Raw genomic sequence first — 20896 nt, forward strand, 5'->3', positions numbered from 1 at the left:
CCGCGGCCAGGGCACTGACCAGGACATCCCGGACGCGCTGGGTCGTAGCCGTGGCGAGGGGGTTAACGACCAGCAGCGTACGCATGATGTCTACGTTAGCGGTTCAAGGCTTTCCAGGCGTCACGACGTAATTCTTGCCACCGGTGGAATCCCCGCCACCGGTGGAATCCCGCCGGCGGACATCCGCGTCTCCTCCACATCTCGACCCGCGTGTCCACCCGCATGTCGTGGTGGGGCCCGTCAGGCATACCCACCGGGCTTACGCGGCCGTGGAGAACACGTACTGTCGGCGTGTGGGTTCCAGGGCTGGATCCGAGCGGATCGTGCCGGCGCCGGCGGGCGGTCCGCAACATGACAACGCCTGGCGTGCTGCCCGGCGTGCCGTACACGCGTTGCGGGCCGCCGCGGTGCTGCTGGCCGCCGAAGGACTGTTACTTGTCTGCCTCGGCGTCTTCCTGGTGGTGCGGGGTTTCGGCGCGGATACCGACGACCGGGGCCGGGCCGAGCTCGGCGGCCTGTTCGCCGTTGTTGCCGGGGTCGTCCTGTGGCTGCTCACGTGGGCGTTGCTCGCGCGTCGGCAGTGGGCCCGTTCCCCGCTTGTCGTTGTTCAGATTTTGTGTATTCCGGTTGCTGTTGGCCTTCTGCAGGCCCATCGCTATGGCGAGGGCATCCCACTGGTCGCGGTCCCGGTCGGGGTGCTGGTGCTGATCGGTGTCTCCGGTGCCTACCGCCCACACCAGCCCACGGGCCCGGGTGACTCCTCCGGATGACCCGGCCCGCGCTGGCCACGAGCTGGTACGGCCGGGCCGCCACCACGCCCCGCCGGGGGCCCTGCCTCGGATGCCCACAGCCGGAGGATAGGGCCGGGCGGGCCCGCCCGGCCGCGCGGTGCGGGGCCCGTCAGGTGTCGTCCAGCAGGCCGCGGCGCAGCTGGGCCAGTGTGCGGGCGAGCAGCCGCGAGACGTGCATCTGGGAGATCCCGAGCTCGGTGGCAATCTGCGACTGGGTCATGTTGCCGAAGAACCGCAGCAGCAGGATGCGCTTCTCCCGTGGGGGCAGCTTTTCCAGCAGCGGCTTGAGTGACTCCCGGTACTCGACCCCCTCGAGGGACTCGTCCTGGACGCCCAGGGTGTCGGCCACCGCCGGGGCCTCGTCGTCGCCGGAGTCCGGCGCGTCCAGGGAGACCGCCGAGTAGGCGTTGGCGGACTCCAGGCCCTCCAGCACCTCCTCCTCGCTCATCTGGAGATGGGCCGCGATCTCGCTGACCGTCGGTGAGCGGCCGAGCGTCTGGGACAGCTCCGAGGTGGCCTTGGTCAGCGACAGCTTGAGCTCCTGGAGCCGCCGCGGGACCCGGATCGCCCAGCCCTTGTCCCGGAAGTGCCGTTTGATCTCGCCGACGATCGTCGGGGTCGCGTAGGTGGAGAACTCCACACCGCGCTCGGGATCGAAACGGTCCACCGACTTGATCAGACCGATCGTCGCCACCTGGGTCAGGTCGTCCAGGGGCTCGCCGCGGTTGCGGAAACGGCGCGCGAGGTACTCGACGAGTGGCAGGTGCATCCGGACGAGCTGGTCACGGATCTCGGCCCGCCGCTGGTCCCCCTCGGGAAGGGCGACCAGCTGGGTGAACAGCTCCCGGGCGCGTACCCGGTCGTTGGTCTCACCGGGATGGCCGTGGCCACGGCCGTGGTGACCGGCGTCGGGGCCGTGGCCGTGGTGACCGGCGTCGGGGCCAGGGCCGGCATGGTCGTGGTCATGCTCGGGACCGTGGCCGGGACGGCCCTGGGCCGCGACCGTCGCCTGCCTGGGGGCGGGGTCCGTCACCGACGTGCCGGGCGGCGTCTCGTCCGTGGCCTCCTCGTCCGCGGCGAGGAAAAGATCGTGGCTGTTGTCGAGGAAGGCCTTCGAGCGTTGCCTGGTCGTGGCCACGGCGTCCTGAAACGGTCGGGTACGCCCTGCGGTCACGGCGTGCCCACCGGCCCGCTGGCCGGCGCGCCGGCGTTCTCGGTCCATGGCGTCACAGGGGATGGTGCCACGGGGGATGGCGTCGTGGCGGCCGGTGCCGTGGGCGCTGGTGTCCTGGGTGCCGCGGCCCGGGGACTGTGGATGTGTTCCTCGGGTATCCCGCGCCGCTTGCGTAGCACGATGGTGACCCGCGAGTCCGCGTCCACGGCGGAGGACACCTCGTCGGCCAGCGCGGTCAGGACCGTCCAGGCGAACGTCTCGATGGACGGTGGCTCGCCGTCCAGGCTGAGCACCGTGACCGAGACGTCGATGACGCCGGGGGAGAGCTCGAAGGTGCATTCCAGAGCCGAGCCGGGGACGGCTGACAGCAGCAGCAGCGCGCACGCCTCGTCGACGGCGATCCGCAGGTCCTCGATGTCGTCGAGGGTGAAGTCCGCGCGGGCCGCCAGCGACGCCGTGGCGGTCCGCAGGACCGACAGATAGGCACTCGCGGCGGGCAGGGTCAGCTGGACGACGTCTCGCAGCCGTCCGCCGGGGACTCCCGCCCCGGGGACACCGCCCTGACCGCTGGTGGTTTCGGTCCTCGGCGTTGTGTCCACGGTGTTACCCCCTTGAGTGCCTTCTTGAGTGCCTTGCGGTTCCGTATTCCATCTGATCTCTTGACCCCCACCTGGGCAGCGGTTGTGCCGGTCGAGGCTGGAGACGTCCGCGCCCAGCTCATGCCACGTGAAGACCACCGTACCCAGTGCCGAGGCGCCACCGCAGGTCGGGTGATCGATTCTGCGGATTGTGTGGGTGATGCCGACTACGTCCCATCGCCGTTCGGGGATGCTCCCGCCCGCCGGCTCCGGCCGGAGCCGAGATTATGATCAATACTGGTTATGAGCTGGTTATGATCAGTGCTGTCAGCCGTGACGCGCAGGGCCCGGCTCCCCGGGCCGCCGGCGGGCCGGGAACAGGCGGGACGCTGTTGCCGGTCATGCTGTCCGCGGCGCCGCGGTCCCCCGGGTTCCCGGATCCCTGCGCGGAGGCCGTGCGGCCGTGGTACCTATGCGGCCTTGGTCTCCCAGAAGATCGTGGAGATCCGCTCGATGAGGTCGAGCAGCTTCTGCCCGTCGACCGGGTCGACCGAGCCCTTGGCGCCGGCCGCCCCGGCCGCCTTGGTGGCCTGCCAGAACAGGTCGTGGAGCTCGGGGTACTTCTCCAGGTGGTTGGGCTTGAAGTAGTCGGTCCACAGCACCCACAGGTGCTGCTTGACCAGGTCCGCCCGCTCCTCCTTGATGGCCAGGGCGCGCGCGCGGAAGGCCGGGTCGTCGTTGCTCTGGTACTTCTCCTGGATCGCCTTCACGGACTGCGCTTCGATCTTCGCCTGGGCCGGGTCGTAGACGCCACAGGGCAGATCGCAGTGGGCGCTGACCGTTGTCTTCGGACGTAGGAGGCTCATGCTGCCGTCCTTTCTCGTCTCGTTGGACGTCCTGGGGCAACTCTCGGGTGGGCACGCATGCCGCCTGACCGGAGGGCCGGGATGCCGCGGGCGCGCCCCAGCGGCCCTCGGAGGTGCTCCGGCCTCGGACGGTGTCGATGCATGGCTCCACCTTGTGGCAACTTACCCGGGTGAGCCGACATGTTGCCGTGCGGATGGTCTCCGTCAGCGGCCGCTCCATGGCGCCGACGCTGCGGGACGGGGACGCGTGCGTGGTGCTGTGGGGCCTGCCACCACGGGTGGGTGACGTGGTCGTCGCGCGGCTGCCCGGCCGTGGGCTCGGGGTGAAGCGGGCCGCCTTCGTCGAGCCGGACGGGTCGTGGTGGCTGCGGTCCGACAACGTGGCGGCCGGCACCGACAGTGCGACGTTCGGCGCGGTCCCGGCCGCGGACGTGCTGGGCCGGGTGATCGCCCGCTACTGGCCGCGGCCCGCCTGGATCCGCAGGGTCTCGTAGTAGGCCGTGCACGCGCTGTAGGACGGCAGCAGGCCGGCGGCCTCCGCCTCCTTCAGCGACGGGGCCCGCGCGTCCTTCTCGGACAGCAGCGGGGTCACATCCCGCGGCCAGGGCAGCGCCAGGTCGGGATCGAGCGGGTCGATGCCGTACTCGCGGGCGGGGTTGTACGATGTCGAACATATGTACGATATCGCCGCGTTCTCGGTGAGCGCCATGAAGGAGTGGCCGAGTCCTTCGGCGAGGTAGAGGCCCTTGCGGTCCACGTCGTCGAGCAGCACCGCCTGGTGTGTCCCGTACGTCGGCGAACCGAGCCGGATGTCGACCACACAGTCGAGGACCCGGCCCTGGACGCAGGAGACGTACTTGGCCTGGCTGGGCGGCACGGCGGCGTAGTGGATGCCGCGCAGCGTCCCGCGCCGGCTCACGCTGTGGTTCGCCTGGGCGAGGCTGAGCGGGTGGCCGACCACCTCGGTCACGGTTTCGGACCGGTACCACTCCAGGAAGGTGCCCCGGTCGTCGGTGTGCTGGCGGGGGGTGAACACCCAGGCGCCGGCTATCTCGAGTTCATGAACCTCCACGAACGCGCACCGTACCCGGTAACGACGCCCCGTGGGGGCTTCCCGGGAGCCAATGCGGCCCTACCTGACAGGTGGGCATCACCCGGCAGGCGGGCATCCCGGCGGCGCGCGAGGAGCACGCCGGCCACCGGTGACTGCCACTGACTGCCACTGACTGCCACTGACTGCCACTGACCATCATTGATCGCCGCTGGTCACCGGTGGTCCATGTCTGTTCCGGTATCGATCCATTGGTGTTCCGGTACGCCGTGCCGGCCGCAAAAACTATTCGGGACGCCCGGGGCACGCGCATGCTTCAGTCGAGGATATGGGGGTGTCCGCGGAGGAGGCGGCGGGGCCCGCGTGTCATATTGGACGGCATCCCCGGGCGATCCCCGGCCTTGCCGTCCACGCCTCCCACCCGTCGAGGCATCTCGTCCGAGGGAGTAGTGATGACTGCCACAACCGACCATTCCGTCAACCAGCTCGTTCCTGATGCGCCGGGGCATCTGCCGCCGGCCGTGCCCCAGCCTGCCGTCGCGCCGGACGGGCCGGGGCCGCTGGCCCGCGACACCGACCCCGTGTTCGCCCTGCACCAGGGTGGCAAGATCGGCGTTGCGCTGACCGTCCCGCTGAACGACCGGGAGGATCTTTCGCGCGCCTACACCCCCGGGGTCGCGCGGGTCTGCACGGCCATCGCGGACGAGCCGGGCCTGGCGGACGACTTCACCTGGCGGTCGAACGTCGTCGCGGTGGTGACCGACGGCACCGCCGTGCTGGGGCTCGGCAACATCGGCCCGGCCGCGGCCCTGCCGGTCATGGAGGGCAAGGCTGCGCTGTTCAAGCAGTTCGCCGGGGTGGACGCGGTCCCGATCTGCCTGGACTGCACCGACGCCGAGCAGATCGTGGAGACGGTGGCCCGGCTGGCGCCCAGTTTCGGCGGCATCAACCTGGAGGACATCTCCGCGCCGCGCTGCTTCGCCATCGAACGGCTGCTCCAGGACCGTCTCGACATCCCGGTCTTCCACGACGACCAGCACGGGACGGCGATCGTGGCGCTCGCCGCGCTGGAGAACGCGGCGCGGCTGACCGGCCGGCGGCTGGCCGACCTGCGGGCGGTGGTCTCCGGCGCGGGCGCCGCGGGCCTGGCGGTCACCCGCATCCTGCTCGCCGCCGGCATCGGGGACATCGCGGTCGGTGACAGCCGGGGGATCCTGCACCAGGGCCGGGCCGGCCTCACCCCGGTCAAGGCGGAGATCGCGGCGGTGACCAACCGGGCCGGGCTCACCGGCTCGATCAACGCCGCGCTGGCCGGGGCGGACGTCTTCCTCGGCCTGTCCTCGGGCACCGTGCCCGAGGATGCCGTGGCCTCGATGGCGCCGGACTCGATCGTGTTCGCGATGGCGAACCCCAACCCCGAGGTCGACCCGGAGGTCGCGCGCCGGCACGCCCGGATCGTCGCCACCGGGCGCAGCGACTACCCGAACCAGATCAACAACGTGCTGGCCTTCCCCGGTGTGTTCCGCGGGGCACTGGACGTGCGCGCGAGCCGGATCACCGAGTCGATGAAGCTGGCGGCGGCGGACGCGCTCGCCGGTGTGATCGCGGACGAGCTGACCGAGCAGCACGTCATCCCGAGCGTTTTCGACGGCCGGGTGGCGCCGGCGGTCGCCGCCGCGGTGGCCCGCCAGGCGCACGCCGACGGGGTCGCACGCCGGTAGGCATCCGGGTAGCTACCGTGGCGCCGCTGGTGGACGCGCTGCCAGCGGCGCGGCCGGCGGTCGTACCGCGCGGCGGCGTTCGCGCGACGGCCTCGGACGGGTGGGCCAGGCCGTGGCCGCAGCGGGCCGTGGCCCGAGCTGGCTGCGACCGCAGCGGGCCGTGGTCAGACTCGGCCGCAGCCGGGGCACTGCCGGTTCTCGGACGCCTCCGCCAGCGGCCGCAGCGTCCCGCATCCCTTGTAGGTGCAGGAGACGAAGTCCGTCACGGAAACGACGATCGTGGTGCCGCCGGCGTGAGCGGCTGGCGCGGGATCGGCCACCGACACGGGTATCCGCTGTTTCCGGCGGAACCACCGGGACACACCCGAGCTGGGCTCCTGCACCCGCCTGTGTGTCGTCACGTTGAAGAGTGGAGCACAGCCGCCCTTGCCGTGCGACGCAGGCGGTGTAGTGCACATGGTTTTTCATGTGTGCGTAGTTATTTGGTAGTTTATTTGTTGTTTTTCTGATGGATGTGGATGGGGAAATTCTGACTGCTCTTCCGGGTCGGTTCCTCCCGGTCGATGTGATCACGAGCGTCACGTCAGCTGTGGCTTTACTGTTGATTGGTGCTCGCTGTCGCCGCTGTGTCCCTGAACGCCGACGATCCCCTCTCCGGTCTGGATGTCGGTGAGCAGGCCGCCCCCGACGTCCCCGACGGCTGGACGACCGTGTCCGTCCGGGCCGCGACGCTCAACCATCATGATCTTTTCAGTCTGCGCGGGGTTGGGCTGCCCACGGAGCGGCTGCCGATGATCCTCGGCTGCGACGCGGCCGGGGTGAGCGCGGACGGCGACGAGGTGATCGTCCACGCGGTCATCGGTGACCCGGCCGCCGGCGGCGGGGACGAGACCCTCGACCCGCGGCGGACGCTGCTGTCGGAGCTGTACCCCGGCACCCTGGCCGAGACGGTGGCGGTACCGCGGCGCAACCTGGTGCCCAAGCCGCCCTCGCTGTCGTTCGAGGAGGCCGCCTGCCTGCCCACCGCGTGGCTGACGGCCTACCGGATGGTCGTCCACCGGTCCGCCCTGCCGGCCGCCGGCGGCGGCACGCTGCTGGTGCAGGGCGCCGGCGGCGGGGTGTCCACGGCCGCGATCATCCTTGGGAAGGCCGCCGGCCACACCGTTCTCGTCACCTCCAGGGACGCCGCCAAGCGGGAGCTGGCACTGAAGATCGGTGCGGACGAGGCGTTCGAGCCCGGCGCTCGGCTGCCGGTCAAGGCCGACGCGGTGATCGAGACCGTGGGGGCGGCGACCTGGGGGCACTCCCTGCGGGCGCTGCGGCCCGGCGGCCGGATCGTCTGCTCGGGCACGACCACCGGCGCCAACCCGCCGGCCGAGCTCAACCGGCTGTTCTTCCTCCAGCTCTCCGTCGTCGGCTCCACCATGGGCACCCGGGACGAGCTGGCCGAGCTCGCCGCCTTCATCGACCGGACCGGGGTCCGTCCGATCATCAACGACGTCCGTCCGCTCGCCGACGCCCGCGCGTCGTTCGAGAAACTCGCCCGCGGGGACGTCTTCGGCAAGCTCGTCCTCACCGTCTGAGCTGCCTGACCGTCTGAGCTGCCTGGATCATTTGCGTCCGCCCGGAACAGGCGAAAAACGGCACGCGAAAAGGCGGGTATGGGCCGAAACCGGTCCGTACCCGCCTTTTCTTTTTCTTTCGGCCGCCCGGTTCAGTCGTCCAGGTCGTCGAGGCGGGCCAGGTAGGTGGCCAGCTCCTCGACCGCGTCCTCGTACTGGGGATGCAGGTCGACGAACGTGCGCAGCTGGTCGGCGAGCCAGTCGAGCGTCACGGACTCCTCACCGCGACGCTGCGACAGCTCCTCGACACCCCGGTCGGTGAAATACACCGCGTACCCCGCCCCACACTGAGATGACAGTCCTGGAGATGACAGCCCTGCTGGGATGAGAAAGAAGGCTACCCGGCGAACGCGTCCTCGAGCAGCTTCGCCTGCTCCTTCTCATGCCGCGAGGAGGAACCGGAGGCCGGCGCGGCCGACGCGTTGCGGGAGGCCCGGCGCAGCACCAGGCCGGCGGGCAACGCCGCCGGCAGGTGGATGGCCATGTGCGGGTAGGCACCCTGGTTGGCGGGTTCCTCCTGCACCCAGATCACCTCGGTGAGGTCCGGGTAGGCCGCCAGCACCGTGCGCAGCTCCTCGACCGGGGTCGGGTAGAGCTGCTCGACGCGGACGAGCGCGGTGTCGGTGATCTCCTGCTTGGCCCGCGTGGCCAGCAGGTCGTAGTAGACCTTCCCACTGGACAGCAGCACCCGGCGGATGCCGGCGCGGTCACCGACAGTCGCGTCGTCGATGACCGGCAGCCACGACCCGCCGGTCAGCTCCTCGACCGTCGACGTCGCCGCCTTCAGCCGCAGCATCGACTTGGGGGTGAAGACGACCAGCGGGCGGCGCACCGGCGAGAGTGCCTGCCGGCGCAGCAGGTGGAAGTAGCTCGCCGGGCTGGACGGGGCCGAGACCAGCATGTTGTTCTCGGCGCACAGGCTGAGGAACCGCTCGATCCGCGCCGAGGAGTGGTCCGGTCCCTGCCCCTCGTAGCCGTGCGGGAGCAGCAGGCCGACCGCGCTGCGCTGCCCCCACTTGGCCTCGCCCGCCGCGATGAACTCGTCGATGATCGACTGTGCGCCGTTGACGAAGTCGCCGAACTGGGCCTCCCACAGCACGAGCGCGTCCGGCCGGGCCACCGAGTAGCCGTACTCGAAGCCCATCGCGGCGAACTCGGACAGCAGCGAGTCGTGGACGTAGAAGGTGCCGGCGCCCGGCTCGGCCTCCAGCGACTTCAGCGGCGAGTACTCCTCGGCGGTGTGCCGGTCGACCAGGACGGCGTGCCGCTGGCCGAAGGTGCCGCGCCGGCTGTCCTGCCCGGCGAGGCGGATGGGCCGCCCGTCCAGCAGGATCGAGCCGAACGCGATGGTCTCGGCGCATGCCCAGTCGATCGCCCCGGTGGCGACCATCTGGGCCCGTCGCTCGAGCTGCGGGCGCAGCCTCGGGTGGACGGTGAACCCCTCCGGCAGCGTGGTCTGGGTGTCGATGACCTTCTTGACGACGTCCAGCGACACGGCGGTGGACACCGCGGCCGCGGCGGCGGCTTCCGCCGGGGTCGTCACCAGCAGGGGCTGGCCGGCCGGCCGGCTGGTGGTGTCACGGGTTTCCGCGAACGCCTTCTCCAGCTGCGCCGAGTAGTTCTTCATGGCCTGCTCGGCCTCGGCCGGGGTGATGTCGCCGCGGCCGATCAGCGCCTCGGTGTAGAGCTTGCGCACCGACCGCTTCGTGGCGATGGTGTCGTACATCAGCGGCTGGGTGAACGACGGCTCGTCCATCTCGTTGTGGCCGCGCCGCCGGTAGCACACCATGTCGATCACGACGTCCTTGTGGAACGCCTGCCGGAACTCGAAGGCCAGCCGCGCGACGCGCACACACGCCTCGGGGTCGTCCCCGTTGACGTGGAAGATCGGCGCCTGCACCATCCGGGCGACGTCGGTGGCGTACACCGACGACCGGCTGGAGACCGGCGAGGTCGTGAACCCGACCTGGTTGTTGATGACGAGGTGCACGGTGCCGCCGGTGCGGTAGCCGCGCAGCTGGGAGAGGTTCAGCGTCTCGGCGACCACGCCCTGGCCGGCGAAGGCGGCGTCCCCGTGGATGAGCACGGGCAGGACGGTGAAGCCCTCCGGGCCCTTGTTGAGCAGGTCCTGTCTGGCGCGGACGACACCTTCGAGCACCGGGTCGACCGCCTCCAGGTGGGAGGGGTTGGACACCAGGGAGACCGCCACCTCGCGGCCGTCGGGGACGGTGTAGACACCCTCGGCGCCGAGGTGGTACTTGACGTCACCCGAGCCGTGCGCGGTCTGCGGGTCGACGTACCCCTCGAACTCGGCGAAGATCTGCCGGTAGGACTTGCCGATGATGTTCGCCAGGACGTTGAGGCGGCCGCGGTGGGCCATCCCGAAGGCGACCTCGTCCATGCCGGCATCGGCGGCCCGCTGCAGGACCTCGTCCAGCAGCGGGATCGCCGACTCCCCGCCTTCGAGGGAGAAACGCCGCTGCCCGACGTACTTGGTCTGCAGGAAGGACTCGAACGCCTCGGCCGCGCCCAGCCGCTCGAGGACGTGCAGCTGCTCGGCGGGGTCGGGGCGCTCGGCGGAACGCTCGACCCGCTGCTGGATCCAGACCCGCTCGTCCGGCTCCTGGATGTGCATGTACTCGATGCCGACCCGGCGGCAGTACGAATCCCGCAGGACGCCCAGAATGTCGCGCAGGGTCATCGTCCGCTGGCCGGCGAAGCCGTCGACGGGGAACTCGCGGTCGAGGTCCCACAGGGTCAGCCCGTGGCTGATGATGTCGAGGTCGGGGTGGCTGCGGATGGCGAACTCGAGCGGGTTGGTGTCGGCCATCAGGTGGCCGCGGACCCGGTAGGCGTGGATCAGCTCCAGCACCCGGGTGCCGTGGTCGAGATCGCCCTCGTGGGACGAGGTGATGTCGGCGACCCACTGCACCGGCTCGTACGGGACGCGCAGCGAGCGGAAGACCTCCTCGTAGAAGTCGTCCGCCCCCAGCAGCAGCTGGTGGATGCGGCGCAGGTACTCGCCGGACTGCGCACCCTGGATGATCCGGTGGTCGTACGTGCTGGTCAGCGTAATGATCTTTGAGACGGCCAGTCTCGACAGGGTCTCCTGGGAGGCGCCCTGGAACTCGGCCGGGTACTCCATCGCGCCGACCCCGATGATCGTCCCCTGGCCCTGCATCAGGCGGGGTACCGAGTGCACGGTGCCGATACCGCCGGGGTTGGTCAGCGTGATCGTCACGTCGGTGAAGTCGTCCGCCGTGATCTTGTTTGTCCGGGCGCGCCGGACGAGGTCCTCGTAGGTGAGCCAGAACTGGCTGAAGTCCAGCGTCTCGGCCTGCTTGATCGCGGCGACGACGAGCTGGCGCGAGGAGCCCTTGACCAGGTCGATGGCGATGCCCAGGTTGACGTGTTCCGGCGTGACCAGGGCGGGCTTGCCGCCGGCCTCGGTGTAGGAGGAGTTCATCACCGGCGCGGCCTGCAGCGCCTTGACCATGGCGTAGCCGATCAGGTGCGTGAACGACACCTTGCCGCCGCGGGAACGGGCCAGATGCCGGTTGATGACGATCCGGTTGTCCGCGAGGAGCTTGGCGGGCACCGCCCGCACCGACGTCGCGGTGGGGACGTGCAGTGACGTCTCCATGTTCGCGACGACGCGCGCGGCGGCGCCTCGCAGCGGTGACGTCGAGGCACCGCCGCCCGCGGCGGAAGCGCTCTGGCCGGCCGCTGGTGCGGCCGTTGCCGCCGGCGTGCCGGCCGCGGGGACCGCGGGAGCCACCGGCGCCACGGGAGCCGCGGGAGCCGCGGGAGCCGCGGGTGCCGCGGGAGCCACCGGCGCCGCGGCGGCCGGCGCGGGGGCCGGCCGGTCGGTCGGGGCCGCGCCAGGGATACCGTCCGCGGCCGGTACTGCACCGTCGGCGATGGCTGGCGGGACGGATCTCGCCGTGCCTGGCTGGCCGTTGACACCCTCTGGCCGGTAGTCGGAGAGGAACTCGCGCCACTGTGGCGAGACGCTCTCCGGATCGGCGAGGTATTGCTGGTAGATCTCGAATACCAGCCACTCGTTGGGGCCGAAGTCGGGGCCGGATTCGGGTACCGTCGGTGCTGTCACGGGGGCGTTCCCCTCTATCCACCTTCTGCTGGGGCCCGAGGCGCGGGCCCTTCCGCTGCCGTGTAATCAGGCTACTCGTCACCTTCACCTGGATGTGTCTGAAGGTCGTGGCCCGTGATCCGGGCCACGGGCGATCCAAACAGCCGTAGTTCGTGAATTGTGTCACTGTTGGTCGGATGTTCTGGCGGCCGTGACTTACATGTGAGTTACGGGTAGTGTCTCTGCTATTACTTCTGGTGTCCATCTCAGGCGATGGCATGTGTTGTCCATCCCGGGTGGCTGGGAGCGGGCCGCCGCGACATGCCAGGATCGCCACGTGGTGGTGTGGCTCGGCGTCGATGTGGGTGGGACCTTCACCGATCTCGTCGCGGTCGACGACGACGGTCGGATGCTCTTCGGGAAGGTGCCCTCGGTGCCCGCCGACCCGTCCGAAGCGGTGCTCGACGCCGTCCGCGGAGCCGGTCTTGCCGGCTCCGGTACCGGCCGGGACGGGGCCGCCGGTGCTGTCGAACGGTTCGCCCACGGCACCACCGTCGCGACGAACGCCCTGCTCGAGCGGCGCGGGGCGCGGACAGCCCTGGTGACCACGCACGGGTTCGCCGACATCATCGAGATCGGCCGCCAGAACCGGCCCGCCCTCTACGACCTCACCCGAGACCGCCCGCCCCCGCTGGTGCCCCGCGAACTGCGGTACACCGTGGTCGAGCGCACCGGGCCGGACGGGGTGATCGTCCCGCTGGACGCCAACAGCCTGCGGGACGTCGTCGCCGCCCTCACCGCACTGTCGGCTGTTGCCGAGACCGGCGGGACGCCGGCTGTTGCCAGGGCCGGCGGGACGCCGGCTGTTGCCGACGCCGACGGGGTGGTCAGGCCGCTGGCGGCCGTCGCCGTGTGCCTGCTGTTCTCCTTCGCCCATCCCGAGCACGAACGTCAGGTCGCCGACGCGCTGCGGGCCGCGCTGCCCGGCGTGACCGTGGTGGCCTCCCACGAGGTGCTCCCGCGGTTCCGGGAGTACGAGCGGTTCGCCACCACCGTCGCCGACGCCTACCTGACACCGGCGCTGTCGGCCTACCTCGGCGCGCTCGCCCGCCGGTGCGCCGCGGCGGGGCTGCCGTCCCCGCTGGTCATGCGCTCCTCCGGGGGAGTGGTGGAGCTCGCGGCCGCCGCCGAGCACGCCGCGGCGTGCGTGCTGTCGGGGCCGGCCGGCGGCGTGGTCGGCGCCGCCTACGTCGCGGCCCGCTCGGGCCTGGACGATCTGCTGACCTTCGACATGGGCGGCACGTCGACGGACGTCGCCCCGGTGATCGGCGGCCGGGTGCAGACCACGGCCGAGGCGGTGCTCGCCGGCATACCGGTCACGTTGCCGACGGTGGACGTCCACTCGGTGAGCGCCGGCGGCGGATCCGTCGCCTGGGTCGACTCCGGCGGGGCGCTGCGGGCCGGGCCCCGTTCGGCCGGCGCCGATCCGGGCCCGGCCTGCTACGGCCGCGGCGGTGTCGAACCGACGGTGACCGACGCGGACCTGGTCCTCGGCTATCTGGCGGACGGGGCGAGCCTCGGCGGCGAGGTCACCCTGTCCCGGGCGGCCGCCTCCAAGGCGCTGGCCGCCCTGGGCGCGATACTCGGATCCGGCCCGGACGGCCTGTCGGTGGAGGAGACGGCGGCCGGGGTGGTGGCGGTCGCCGACGCGGAGATGACCCGTGCCCTGCGGGTGGTCTCGGTGGAACGCGGCCTCGACCCGCGGGAGCTGACCCTGGTCGCCTTCGGCGGCGCCGGCGGGACGCACGCGTGCGCGCTGGCCGAGGAGCTCGGGATGCACCGGGTGCTGGTGCCGCTGGCCTGCGGGGTGCTCTCCGCGCTGGGGCTGGCCATCGGCGACGTCCGCCGGGACTATCTGCGTCCGCTGCACGGCCCGCTGGCAACGGCCGGCCTGGGCGCCGCCTTCACCGAGCTGGCCCGGGCCGCCCACGCGGACACCCCCGCCGCGGACGTCCCCGCGCTCGTGATCGAGTACCAGCTGGACTGCCGGTACGTGGGCCAGTCACACGAGCTGACGGTGGTGGCCACCACCGACGGCGGCGGTGCCGGCGGCGGTTTTTCCGTCGCGCGGATACGGGCGGCCTTCGAGGCCGAGCACCTGCGCCGCTACGGGCACACCGCCCCCGACCGGGACGTCGAGGTGGTGGCCGTACGGCTGGTGGCCACGGTGCCGGGCCGCCGGCCCGAGCTGCGGGCCCCGGCCGCCGACCCCACCGCCGCCCGCACCCGCCGTCCGATCTACCTGGACGGCTCCTGGCGGGAGGTGGACGTCGTGCCCCGCGCCGCCCTCGGCCCCGGCGACACCGTGCCGGGACCGGCCGTCGTCGAGTTCCCCGAGGCGACCTGCCTGATCCGCCCCACCTGGCACGCCCACGTCGACCCCGCCGGCTCCCTCCTGCTCACCCGCGTCCACTGATACAGACCGAATTTCTCGCAGCCGGCCGTGGGCGAGCCCAACGGTGCGTGTCACGCAGATGGGTTTCGAGGTCTGCGTCGACAAGGGTCGACAAGGGTCGACAAGGTGGGTAGTGTTCCCGCGCCGCCCGCTCGGGTTCGTCCACGAGCGCGGTCCGCCGGGAGACCACGGCTGCCGGCGGACAGGTCAGGAAGCGGGCGAGAGGCCGTCGGGGAGCGGATCTCCTGAGGAAGATCTTCGAGGTCGGTTCCGCCTGCGTGAGACCGGCTGCCAGCCTGGCCTGAGCCTGGCCTGCCGGACCCGCTCACCGACCTCCGAGCACTGCCGCACGGGCTCCGTCTGTGCGCTTCTCCCACATCGTCGGTTCCCGTGTGGCGATGCCTCCCGGCCGGCGCGCCGAGATTGTCGCGCGGGTTCCATATGGGCAGATGAGGGGACTGCAACGTGTCGGAAACATATGTGTCATGTTTCACTGCGACTCTGACGCCCGTGCCGTGTCTGCCGTGTCGTCACCAGCCCGTCGGGCAGGAATCTGGCGGGTTACGCCGACCCTGTCGCGCGAGGTCCGGAATGGCTGTGTTCCCGATCGCGTCCCTGGGCGAGATCCTCGACGCCGGGTGCTCCGACGCCGGGCGTCCTGGCACCGGGCGCCGCGGGCGGCAGTCCCGGACGTCGCGGTAGCGGCGTCGTCGTGGCGCTACAGCCCGGCAAGGGCAAGATGGACGGCAGGCACTACCTGCCCTCGACCCCGGAGACGGTCATGTGGGGGCGGTTGCCGACCGCCGACACCAGGCCCGTGCTGAGCGTGGAGTCGGGGGGCACGGTCACGGTCGACACGGTCAGCCAGGAGGGGATCCTCGATGATCAGGGGCGCGATCCGGACGCCTTCTTCGGCCGTTTCGGCGTTCCGGCCTCCGAGGTCCTCGACGACGCCCGGATGATCGCCTCCTCCGGGATCCCGCACCGGTTCGGGGTGGACAGCCCGCACCTGGTGACCGGGCCGGTGTTCGTACGCGGTGCCGAGCCCGGCGATGTGCTGCGGGTGGACGTCGTCTCGTTGCATCCGCGGGCCAGGTACGGGGTGGTGTCGACCCGGCACGGTGCCGGGCCGCTCGCCGGGGAGTTCCCCGAGAACGACCCGCCCGGCCCGGACGCGAACGCCCGGAACTGGGCGGCCTTCCGGACGGCGAGCAGCTTCTGCGCGGTCGAACGGCGCCGCGGCCGGCTCTTCGGCACGCTGGAGGCCCCCAAGGGGCGGAAGGTGCGTTTCCCACTGTCGCCGTTCATGGGGATCATGTCGGTCGCTGTCGACGGTCCCGGCCCGCTCCGGTCGGCTTCGGTCGGGACGCACGGCGGGGCGCTCGACTGCGGGGAGTTAGGCGTTGACTCTCACCTGTTTCTTCCGGTGCGGGTTGCCGGCGCGCTGTTCGCCGTCGGCGACCCGCACTATTCCCTGGGTGAGGGGAAAGTCGCGGCTGTCGGCCTGGAAGGGCCGCTGCGGGCGACGTTCCGCCTGACCGTCCTGAAGGAGCCCGCGGCCCGGGCCGCCCTCGGGACGTTGCGCGAGCCCTTTGTCGAAACCGACACCCACTGGGTGCCGCTGGGGGCGCACGCCGATCTCACCGACGCCATCCGCCAGACCACCCGGTCGGCGGTGCTCTTCCTGTCCAGCCGGCTGGGGATGGACCGGGCGGCCGCGTTCGCCTACCTGTCCGCAGCGGCTGCCTTCGGCATCGGCCGGTCGGGCAGCGACCTACAGACCGTGTACTGCCGGATCCGCCGGGCGGACTTCGGCGAGCCGGCCGCCGCCAAACCCCGTCTGGTACGCCCCGGATTCGGCCGGGCTGCCCCCGCCCCCGCTCCTGGCAGTCCCGCTGCCGGCTCCCGCTCCACCGCCCCTGTTACCGGTCCCGCACCCACGGACGATCGTTCCGAGGCGCCGCCGGGCGCGGGCGCGGCCCACGAACCTCCGGAGGCGCCACAGCCGGCAACGGACGCGGCAGGCCCGGAGGTTCTGGGCCCGGCCGCTTCGGGCCCGGAGGTTCTGGGCCCGGAGGTTCTGGGCCCGGCCGCTTTGGGCCCGGTCGCTTTGGGCCCGGTCGCTTCGGGTTCGGTCGCCGCGAGCTCAGCGGCAGATACGTCCGCGGCACCGAGCGCGCCAGTCCCCGACAGCACTGGTCCTGCTTCCCAGCCGTAGGTGAAAACCGTGCTCACGGCAGCGTTTTCCACCTACGGCTCCCGCACCCGTAGGTGGAAAACGCCGTCCCGGCACCAGTTTTTACCTACAGCCGACGGGCGCCGGCCTTTTGCGGCCAGGAGCGGAGACCGTCGCCATGTCACCCGAGAGCTGTCCGGTGCCGGGGCGTGACCGTCGGAGACGACACCCGGTCTCCAGCGCGCCGGTCAAGTGGTGCGCATCCCATCCCCGGCCACCCGTACAAGCCATGATCCAAACGATTTTGTCGTTGTGTACGCTTTTTGGCCGCAAAAGTGTACACAACGACAAACTCGCGCCGATCTTCTCCGGCGGCCGGCGTCCTATCGAGGTACGTCACCGTTCGCGGGGCTAGCTCGGCGCGATCTGGTCGGGGGAGGGCGCGGTGATGGGGGGAGGGACGCCGAAGTCCGAATAGGTCACCGTTCGGACGATCTCGCTGCGGCCGGCGCCGGTGTCAGCGCCGGTGTTCGGGGTGGCGATGGTGACGCGGAGCTGGCGGATGAGCCCGTCGGCGTCGATCCATGCCTCGGCCGGCTGGATCGCCGTCCCCAGGGTGTTCTTGTAGTACTCGACCGTGGTGGCGCTGATGTTTCCCCGGGTGGCGGCGGTGTCCAGGTTCACGGACAGCGTGTAGTGGGTGGTCGTGACGCCGTCGATCGTTTCCTGGCCGACGGTGGTCACCGGCGCCGAGGCCCCGCTGAGGAAGCCGAGCCGCAGCGCGACGGCGTCGCCGGTCGTGGGCTGGGCGGTCGGTGTCGGGGCGGGCGTCGCCGAGCGGCTGCCGCTGGCGCCGGGGACGACACGGGTCCATCGCGGCGGGCGCGGCACGTCGGCGGGCGGGACGCTGCGCTGGTAGAGGTCAGGGCCGACGATCAGCAGCTCGCTGCGGCCCCCGCCAGCCACGTCACGCATGGTCTGACTGGCGCTGTTGACGAAGTCGACGGTGCCGGTGCCGGTGATGGAGAGCTGTCTGCGCCCGGACGAGGAGACGAAGTTCGCCTGGTCGCTGAAGCGGATACGCGCGGTCCCCCGAGTGATCGTCGCCTGGTAGGCGCCGGCGAGGGGAGCGGGCACGCCGCTGGTTCCGGTCGGTGCGGCAGCCGTCGGGACCGCCGGCGGCGGTTCGGGGGAGTCGGACGAACAGCCGGCTGCCCCGACCAGCGACAGGCCTGCCACCAGCAGCATGACGGCGGCGGCCATGGCCCGCGTCGCACGGCGGCCGGTGCGGTGCGCAGCAGCGGTCGCCAGGCCCGAGTCCGGGCCCGGATCGCAGGATCGTTGTGATTTCGGTGTCGTTGGGACAGCACCGGAACCACAACGATCACAGCATTGCCGGGCGAGCCGCTGAAGGCAGGCGCCTACCGAGCCAGACCGCACCGGAACTACACGCGCCGGAAGATCAGCGCACGCTTGACCTCCGAGATGGCCTTGGTGACCTGGATGCCACGCGGGCACGCGTTCGAGCAGTTGAACGTCGTCCGGCAGCGCCAGACGCCTTCGCGCTCGTTGAGGATCTCCAGGCGTTCGTCGCCGGCGGCGTCCCGGCTGTCGAAGATGAAGCGGTGCGCGGCCACGATGGCGGCCGGCCCGAAGTAGTCGCCGTCGTTCCAGAACACCGGGCAGGACGTGGTGCAGGCCGCGCACAGGATGCACTTGGTGGTGTCGTCGAAACGTTCCCGGTCGGCGGCGGACTGCAGCCGTTCCTTGGTCGGCTCGTGCCCCTCGGGAATGAGGTAGGGCTTGACCGCACGGAACGCGTCGAAGAACGGCTCCATGTTGACGATGAGGTCCTTCTCGACCGGGAGCCCCTTGATGGGTTCGATCGAGATTTCCGAGCCGAGGTCCTTGACCAGCACCTTGCAGGCGAGCCGGTTCGCGCCGTTGATCCGCATGGCGTCCGAGCCGCACACGCCGTGCGCGCACGAGCGCCGGAAGGACAGCGAGCCGTCGAGGTTCCACTTGACGTAGTGCAGGGCGTCCAGCAGCCGGTCACTGGGGACGAAGGGGACCGCGAAGCTCTGCCAGTACGCTTTGTCGCTCTCCTCGGGGTTGTAGCGCCTGATCTTCAGCGTGATGGTCCGCCCATCCGAGGTACTGGGACTGGCGCCGGCCGGTACAGTGGTTGATAGATCGTCTGTGACAGTCACGCCGGACCTTTCTCACATCGGACCCACATGGCGGGTCAGCAGATCATAGACCGCGCACCGGTCTCCCGACCGTCAGCGCCTCGCTTCCCGGGCCCGGAGGATACCGGGCCAGGGATCGTGGCTGCCGTCCGGGAGTGCCGGGGCACGCTGGTGCGGGTACGGATAGCTGTGCTGGTCAGCACCCTTACGACGTCTTCCTGACCTCTGTTTTTTTCAGTTGTCCTCCCCGGCTGCCATCCCGGATACCCGCCCGCGTTTTCCGCGGCCGCCGGGCAGCGGTGAAGCGCGCGGGACGGGTGGCCGGCCAGGTCCTGGCGGGGCCTCGGGCATCGAGGCCGGGTCCCGCCAGGACCGCCCGCCGCCCGCCGCGCGGTCGGGGGCGGGGGCGGTCAGTACTTGCGTTCCATGGGCTGGTAGCGGGTCAACGCCACCGGCTTGTAGTCCAGCCGGATCTCCGAGTCGGGCGCGGCGGCGGCCAGCGGCCCGGAGCGGTAGGCCATGGTGTGCCGCAGGAAGTTCACGTCGTCGCGGTTGGGGTAGTCCTCGCGGGAGTGCCCCCCCCGGGACTCGTTGCGGGCCAGCGCGCCGGTGACCAGGCATTCGGCGAGGTCGAGCAGGAAGCCCAGCTCGACCGCCTCCAGCAGTTCGGTGTTGTAGCGGTGGCCCCGGTCGGTGACGCCGACGTTCTGGTAGCGGGCCTTGAGCCCGGCGATGTCACCGAACGCCTGCTTCAGCGTGGCCTCGGTCCGGTAGACCGACGCGTTGACGTCCATCGTCTCCTGGAGCTCACGGCGGATCGCCGCCACGTTCTGCAATCCGCTGCCGTCACGCAGCCGGCCGAGCAGGCCCTCGACGAAGCCGGCCGGGTCGTCCGGCAGCTCGGCGTGGGTGGAGGTCTTGTTCGCGTGCTCCGCCGCGGCGATGCCGGCCCGGCGGCCGAAGACGTTGATGTCCAGCAGCGAGTTGGTGCCGAGCCGGTTCGCGCCGTGCACGGAGACGCACGCCACTTCGCCCGCAGCGTAGAGCCCCGGGACGATGTCGGTGTTGTTCCGCAGCACTTCGGCGTTGATGTTCGTCGGGACGCCGCCCATGGCGTAGTGGGCGGTCGGCTGGATCGGGATCGGGTCCGTGTAGGGCTCGATGCCCAGGTAGGTGCGGGCGAACTCGGTGATGTCCGGGAGCTTCGCGTCGAGCTGCTCCGGGGGCAGGTGTGTCAGGTCGAGGTAGACGTGGTCGCCGTCGACGCCACAGCCGCGGCCGGCGCGGATCTCGGTGTAGATGGCCCGGGCCACCATGTCGCGGGGGGCGAGGTCCTTGATGGTCGGTGCGTAGCGCTCCATGAAGCGCTCGCCGTCCTTGTTGCGCAGGATGCCGCCCTCACCGCGGGCACCCTCGGTGAGCAGGATGCCCATCTTCCAGATGCCGGTCGGGTGGAACTGGTAGAACTCCAGGTCCTCCAGGGGCAGCCCGCGCCGGAAGATGATGCCCATGCCGTCGCCGGTGAGCGTGTGCGCGTTCGAGGTGACCTTGAAGACCTTGCCGAAGCCGCCGGTGGCGAACACCACGGACTTGGCCCGGAAGACGTGCACCTCGCCGGTGGCCAGCTCGTAGGCGACCACACCGGCGGCGACGCCCTCGCTCAGCAGCAGGTCCAGCACGTAGAACTCGTTGTAGAACTCGATGTCGTGCTTGACGCACTGCTGGTAGAGGGTCTGCAGGATCATGTGGCCGGTGCGGTCGGCGGCATAGCACGAGCGGCGGACGGGTGCCTTGCCGTGGTCGCGGGTGTGACCGCCGAAACGGCGCTGGTCGATGCGGCCCTCGGGGGTCCGGTTGAACGGCAGGCCCATCTTCTCCAGGTCGAGGACCGCGTCGATGGCCTCCTTGCACATGACCTCGGCGGCGTCCTGGTCGACGAGATAGTCACCACCTTTGATCGTGTCAAAGGTGTGCCACTCCCAGTTGTCCTCCTCGACGTTGGCCAGGGCCGCGCACATGCCGCCCTGCGCCGCGCCGGTGTGGGAGCGGGTGGGATACAGCTTGGTCAGCACGGCGGTGCGACACCGCTTGCCGGATTCGAGTGCCGCGCGCATGCCCGCGCCGCCGGCACCCACGATGACCGTGTCGAACTTGTGAATCTGCACCGCTTGGACCTCCGCCTT

The 20896-nt window shown here is 70.9% G+C and carries 13 protein-coding genes and 2 pseudogenes; 6 read left to right on the forward strand and 9 right to left on the reverse strand.

Annotation, left to right across the window (positions count from 1 at the left end; translation table 11 throughout):
* The first annotated feature begins 293 nt into the window (after positions 1 to 293).
* Complete coding sequence (locus tag AC5LUJ_RS05830) at positions 294 to 770, forward strand: hypothetical protein (RefSeq protein WP_250290134.1); 477 nt, start codon at positions 294 to 296, stop codon at positions 768 to 770.
* 130 nt (positions 771 to 900) lie between these two features.
* On the opposite strand, the gene AC5LUJ_RS05835 is transcribed toward AC5LUJ_RS05830, so the two are convergent.
* The 3 genes and pseudogenes from AC5LUJ_RS05835 to sodN form a co-directional block, all read right to left on the reverse strand.
* Complete coding sequence (locus AC5LUJ_RS05835; protein WP_250281773.1) at positions 901 to 1929, reverse strand: RNA polymerase sigma factor SigF; 1029 nt, start codon at positions 1927 to 1929, stop codon at positions 901 to 903.
* A gap of 161 nt (positions 1930 to 2090) precedes the next feature.
* A pseudogene (locus tag AC5LUJ_RS05840) lies at positions 2091 to 2564 on the reverse strand (ATP-binding protein); the annotation flags it as partial.
* A gap of 449 nt (positions 2565 to 3013) precedes the next feature.
* On the reverse strand, positions 3014 to 3409 hold the full coding sequence (gene sodN / locus AC5LUJ_RS05845) for a superoxide dismutase, Ni (protein WP_250281771.1): 396 nt from the start codon (positions 3407 to 3409) through the stop codon (positions 3014 to 3016).
* Between the two features lie 95 nt (positions 3410 to 3504).
* Between sodN and AC5LUJ_RS05850 the strand changes: the two are divergent.
* Positions 3505 to 3903 (forward strand): annotated as a pseudogene (locus AC5LUJ_RS05850) (S24/S26 family peptidase); the annotation flags it as partial.
* On the opposite strand, the gene rfbC reads toward AC5LUJ_RS05850, so the two are convergent.
* Positions 3864 to 4481, reverse strand: a complete 618-nt coding sequence (rfbC, locus tag AC5LUJ_RS05855) for a dTDP-4-dehydrorhamnose 3,5-epimerase (protein ID WP_250281767.1) — start codon at positions 4479 to 4481, stop codon at positions 3864 to 3866. The pseudogene AC5LUJ_RS05850 and the gene rfbC sit on opposite strands and share 40 nt — an antisense overlap.
* Positions 4482 to 4912: 431 nt before the next feature.
* Here rfbC and AC5LUJ_RS05860 point away from each other — a divergent pair, with 431 nt between their 5' ends.
* Positions 4913 to 6181 (forward strand): NAD(P)-dependent malic enzyme, encoded by a 1269-nt coding sequence (locus tag AC5LUJ_RS05860; protein ID WP_250281766.1) that lies wholly within the window; start codon positions 4913 to 4915, stop codon positions 6179 to 6181.
* Between the two features lie 608 nt (positions 6182 to 6789).
* Positions 6790 to 7764 (forward strand): zinc-binding dehydrogenase, encoded by a 975-nt coding sequence (locus tag AC5LUJ_RS05865; protein WP_250287204.1) that lies wholly within the window; start codon positions 6790 to 6792, stop codon positions 7762 to 7764.
* Between the two features lie 131 nt (positions 7765 to 7895).
* Here AC5LUJ_RS05865 and AC5LUJ_RS05870 read toward each other — a convergent pair whose 3' ends face one another.
* Positions 7896 to 8072 (reverse strand): DUF6104 family protein, encoded by a 177-nt coding sequence (locus AC5LUJ_RS05870; protein ID WP_013872471.1) that lies wholly within the window; start codon positions 8070 to 8072, stop codon positions 7896 to 7898.
* Positions 8073 to 8140: 68 nt separating this feature from the next.
* Positions 8141 to 11914 carry a multifunctional oxoglutarate decarboxylase/oxoglutarate dehydrogenase thiamine pyrophosphate-binding subunit/dihydrolipoyllysine-residue succinyltransferase subunit gene (locus AC5LUJ_RS05875; RefSeq protein ID WP_493464589.1) on the reverse strand — a complete coding sequence of 1258 codons (3774 nt, stop codon included), beginning with the start codon at positions 11912 to 11914 and terminating at the stop codon, positions 8141 to 8143.
* Between the two features lie 316 nt (positions 11915 to 12230).
* Between AC5LUJ_RS05875 and AC5LUJ_RS05880 the strand changes: the two genes are divergently transcribed.
* Positions 12231 to 14369 carry a hydantoinase/oxoprolinase family protein gene (locus AC5LUJ_RS05880; RefSeq protein ID WP_250285541.1) on the forward strand — a complete coding sequence of 713 codons (2139 nt, stop codon included), beginning with the start codon at positions 12231 to 12233 and terminating at the stop codon, positions 14367 to 14369.
* Between the two features lie 691 nt (positions 14370 to 15060).
* On the forward strand, positions 15061 to 16566 hold the full coding sequence (locus AC5LUJ_RS05885) for an acetamidase/formamidase family protein (RefSeq protein WP_250285540.1): 1506 nt from the start codon (positions 15061 to 15063) through the stop codon (positions 16564 to 16566).
* A gap of 369 nt (positions 16567 to 16935) precedes the next feature.
* Here the strand turns inward: AC5LUJ_RS05885 and AC5LUJ_RS05890 are convergent, their stop codons facing one another.
* From AC5LUJ_RS05890 to sdhA, 3 genes are all read right to left on the reverse strand, one after another.
* Positions 16936 to 17787, reverse strand: coding sequence for an SCO4651 family lipoprotein (locus tag AC5LUJ_RS05890; protein ID WP_250285539.1), 852 nt, complete (start codon positions 17785 to 17787; stop codon positions 16936 to 16938).
* A 182-nt stretch (positions 17788 to 17969) separates the two neighbouring features.
* A complete protein-coding gene (locus AC5LUJ_RS05895) occupies positions 17970 to 18734 on the reverse strand; it encodes a succinate dehydrogenase iron-sulfur subunit (RefSeq protein WP_250285538.1) in 765 nt (254 codons plus the stop codon).
* Between the two features lie 389 nt (positions 18735 to 19123).
* Positions 19124 to 20878 (reverse strand): succinate dehydrogenase flavoprotein subunit, encoded by a 1755-nt coding sequence (gene sdhA, locus AC5LUJ_RS05900; protein WP_250285537.1) that lies wholly within the window; start codon positions 20876 to 20878, stop codon positions 19124 to 19126.
* Between the last annotated feature and the right edge of the window lie 18 nt (positions 20879 to 20896).

The sequence above is a fragment of the Protofrankia sp. CiP1_Cm_nod3 genome (assembly GCF_982290655.1).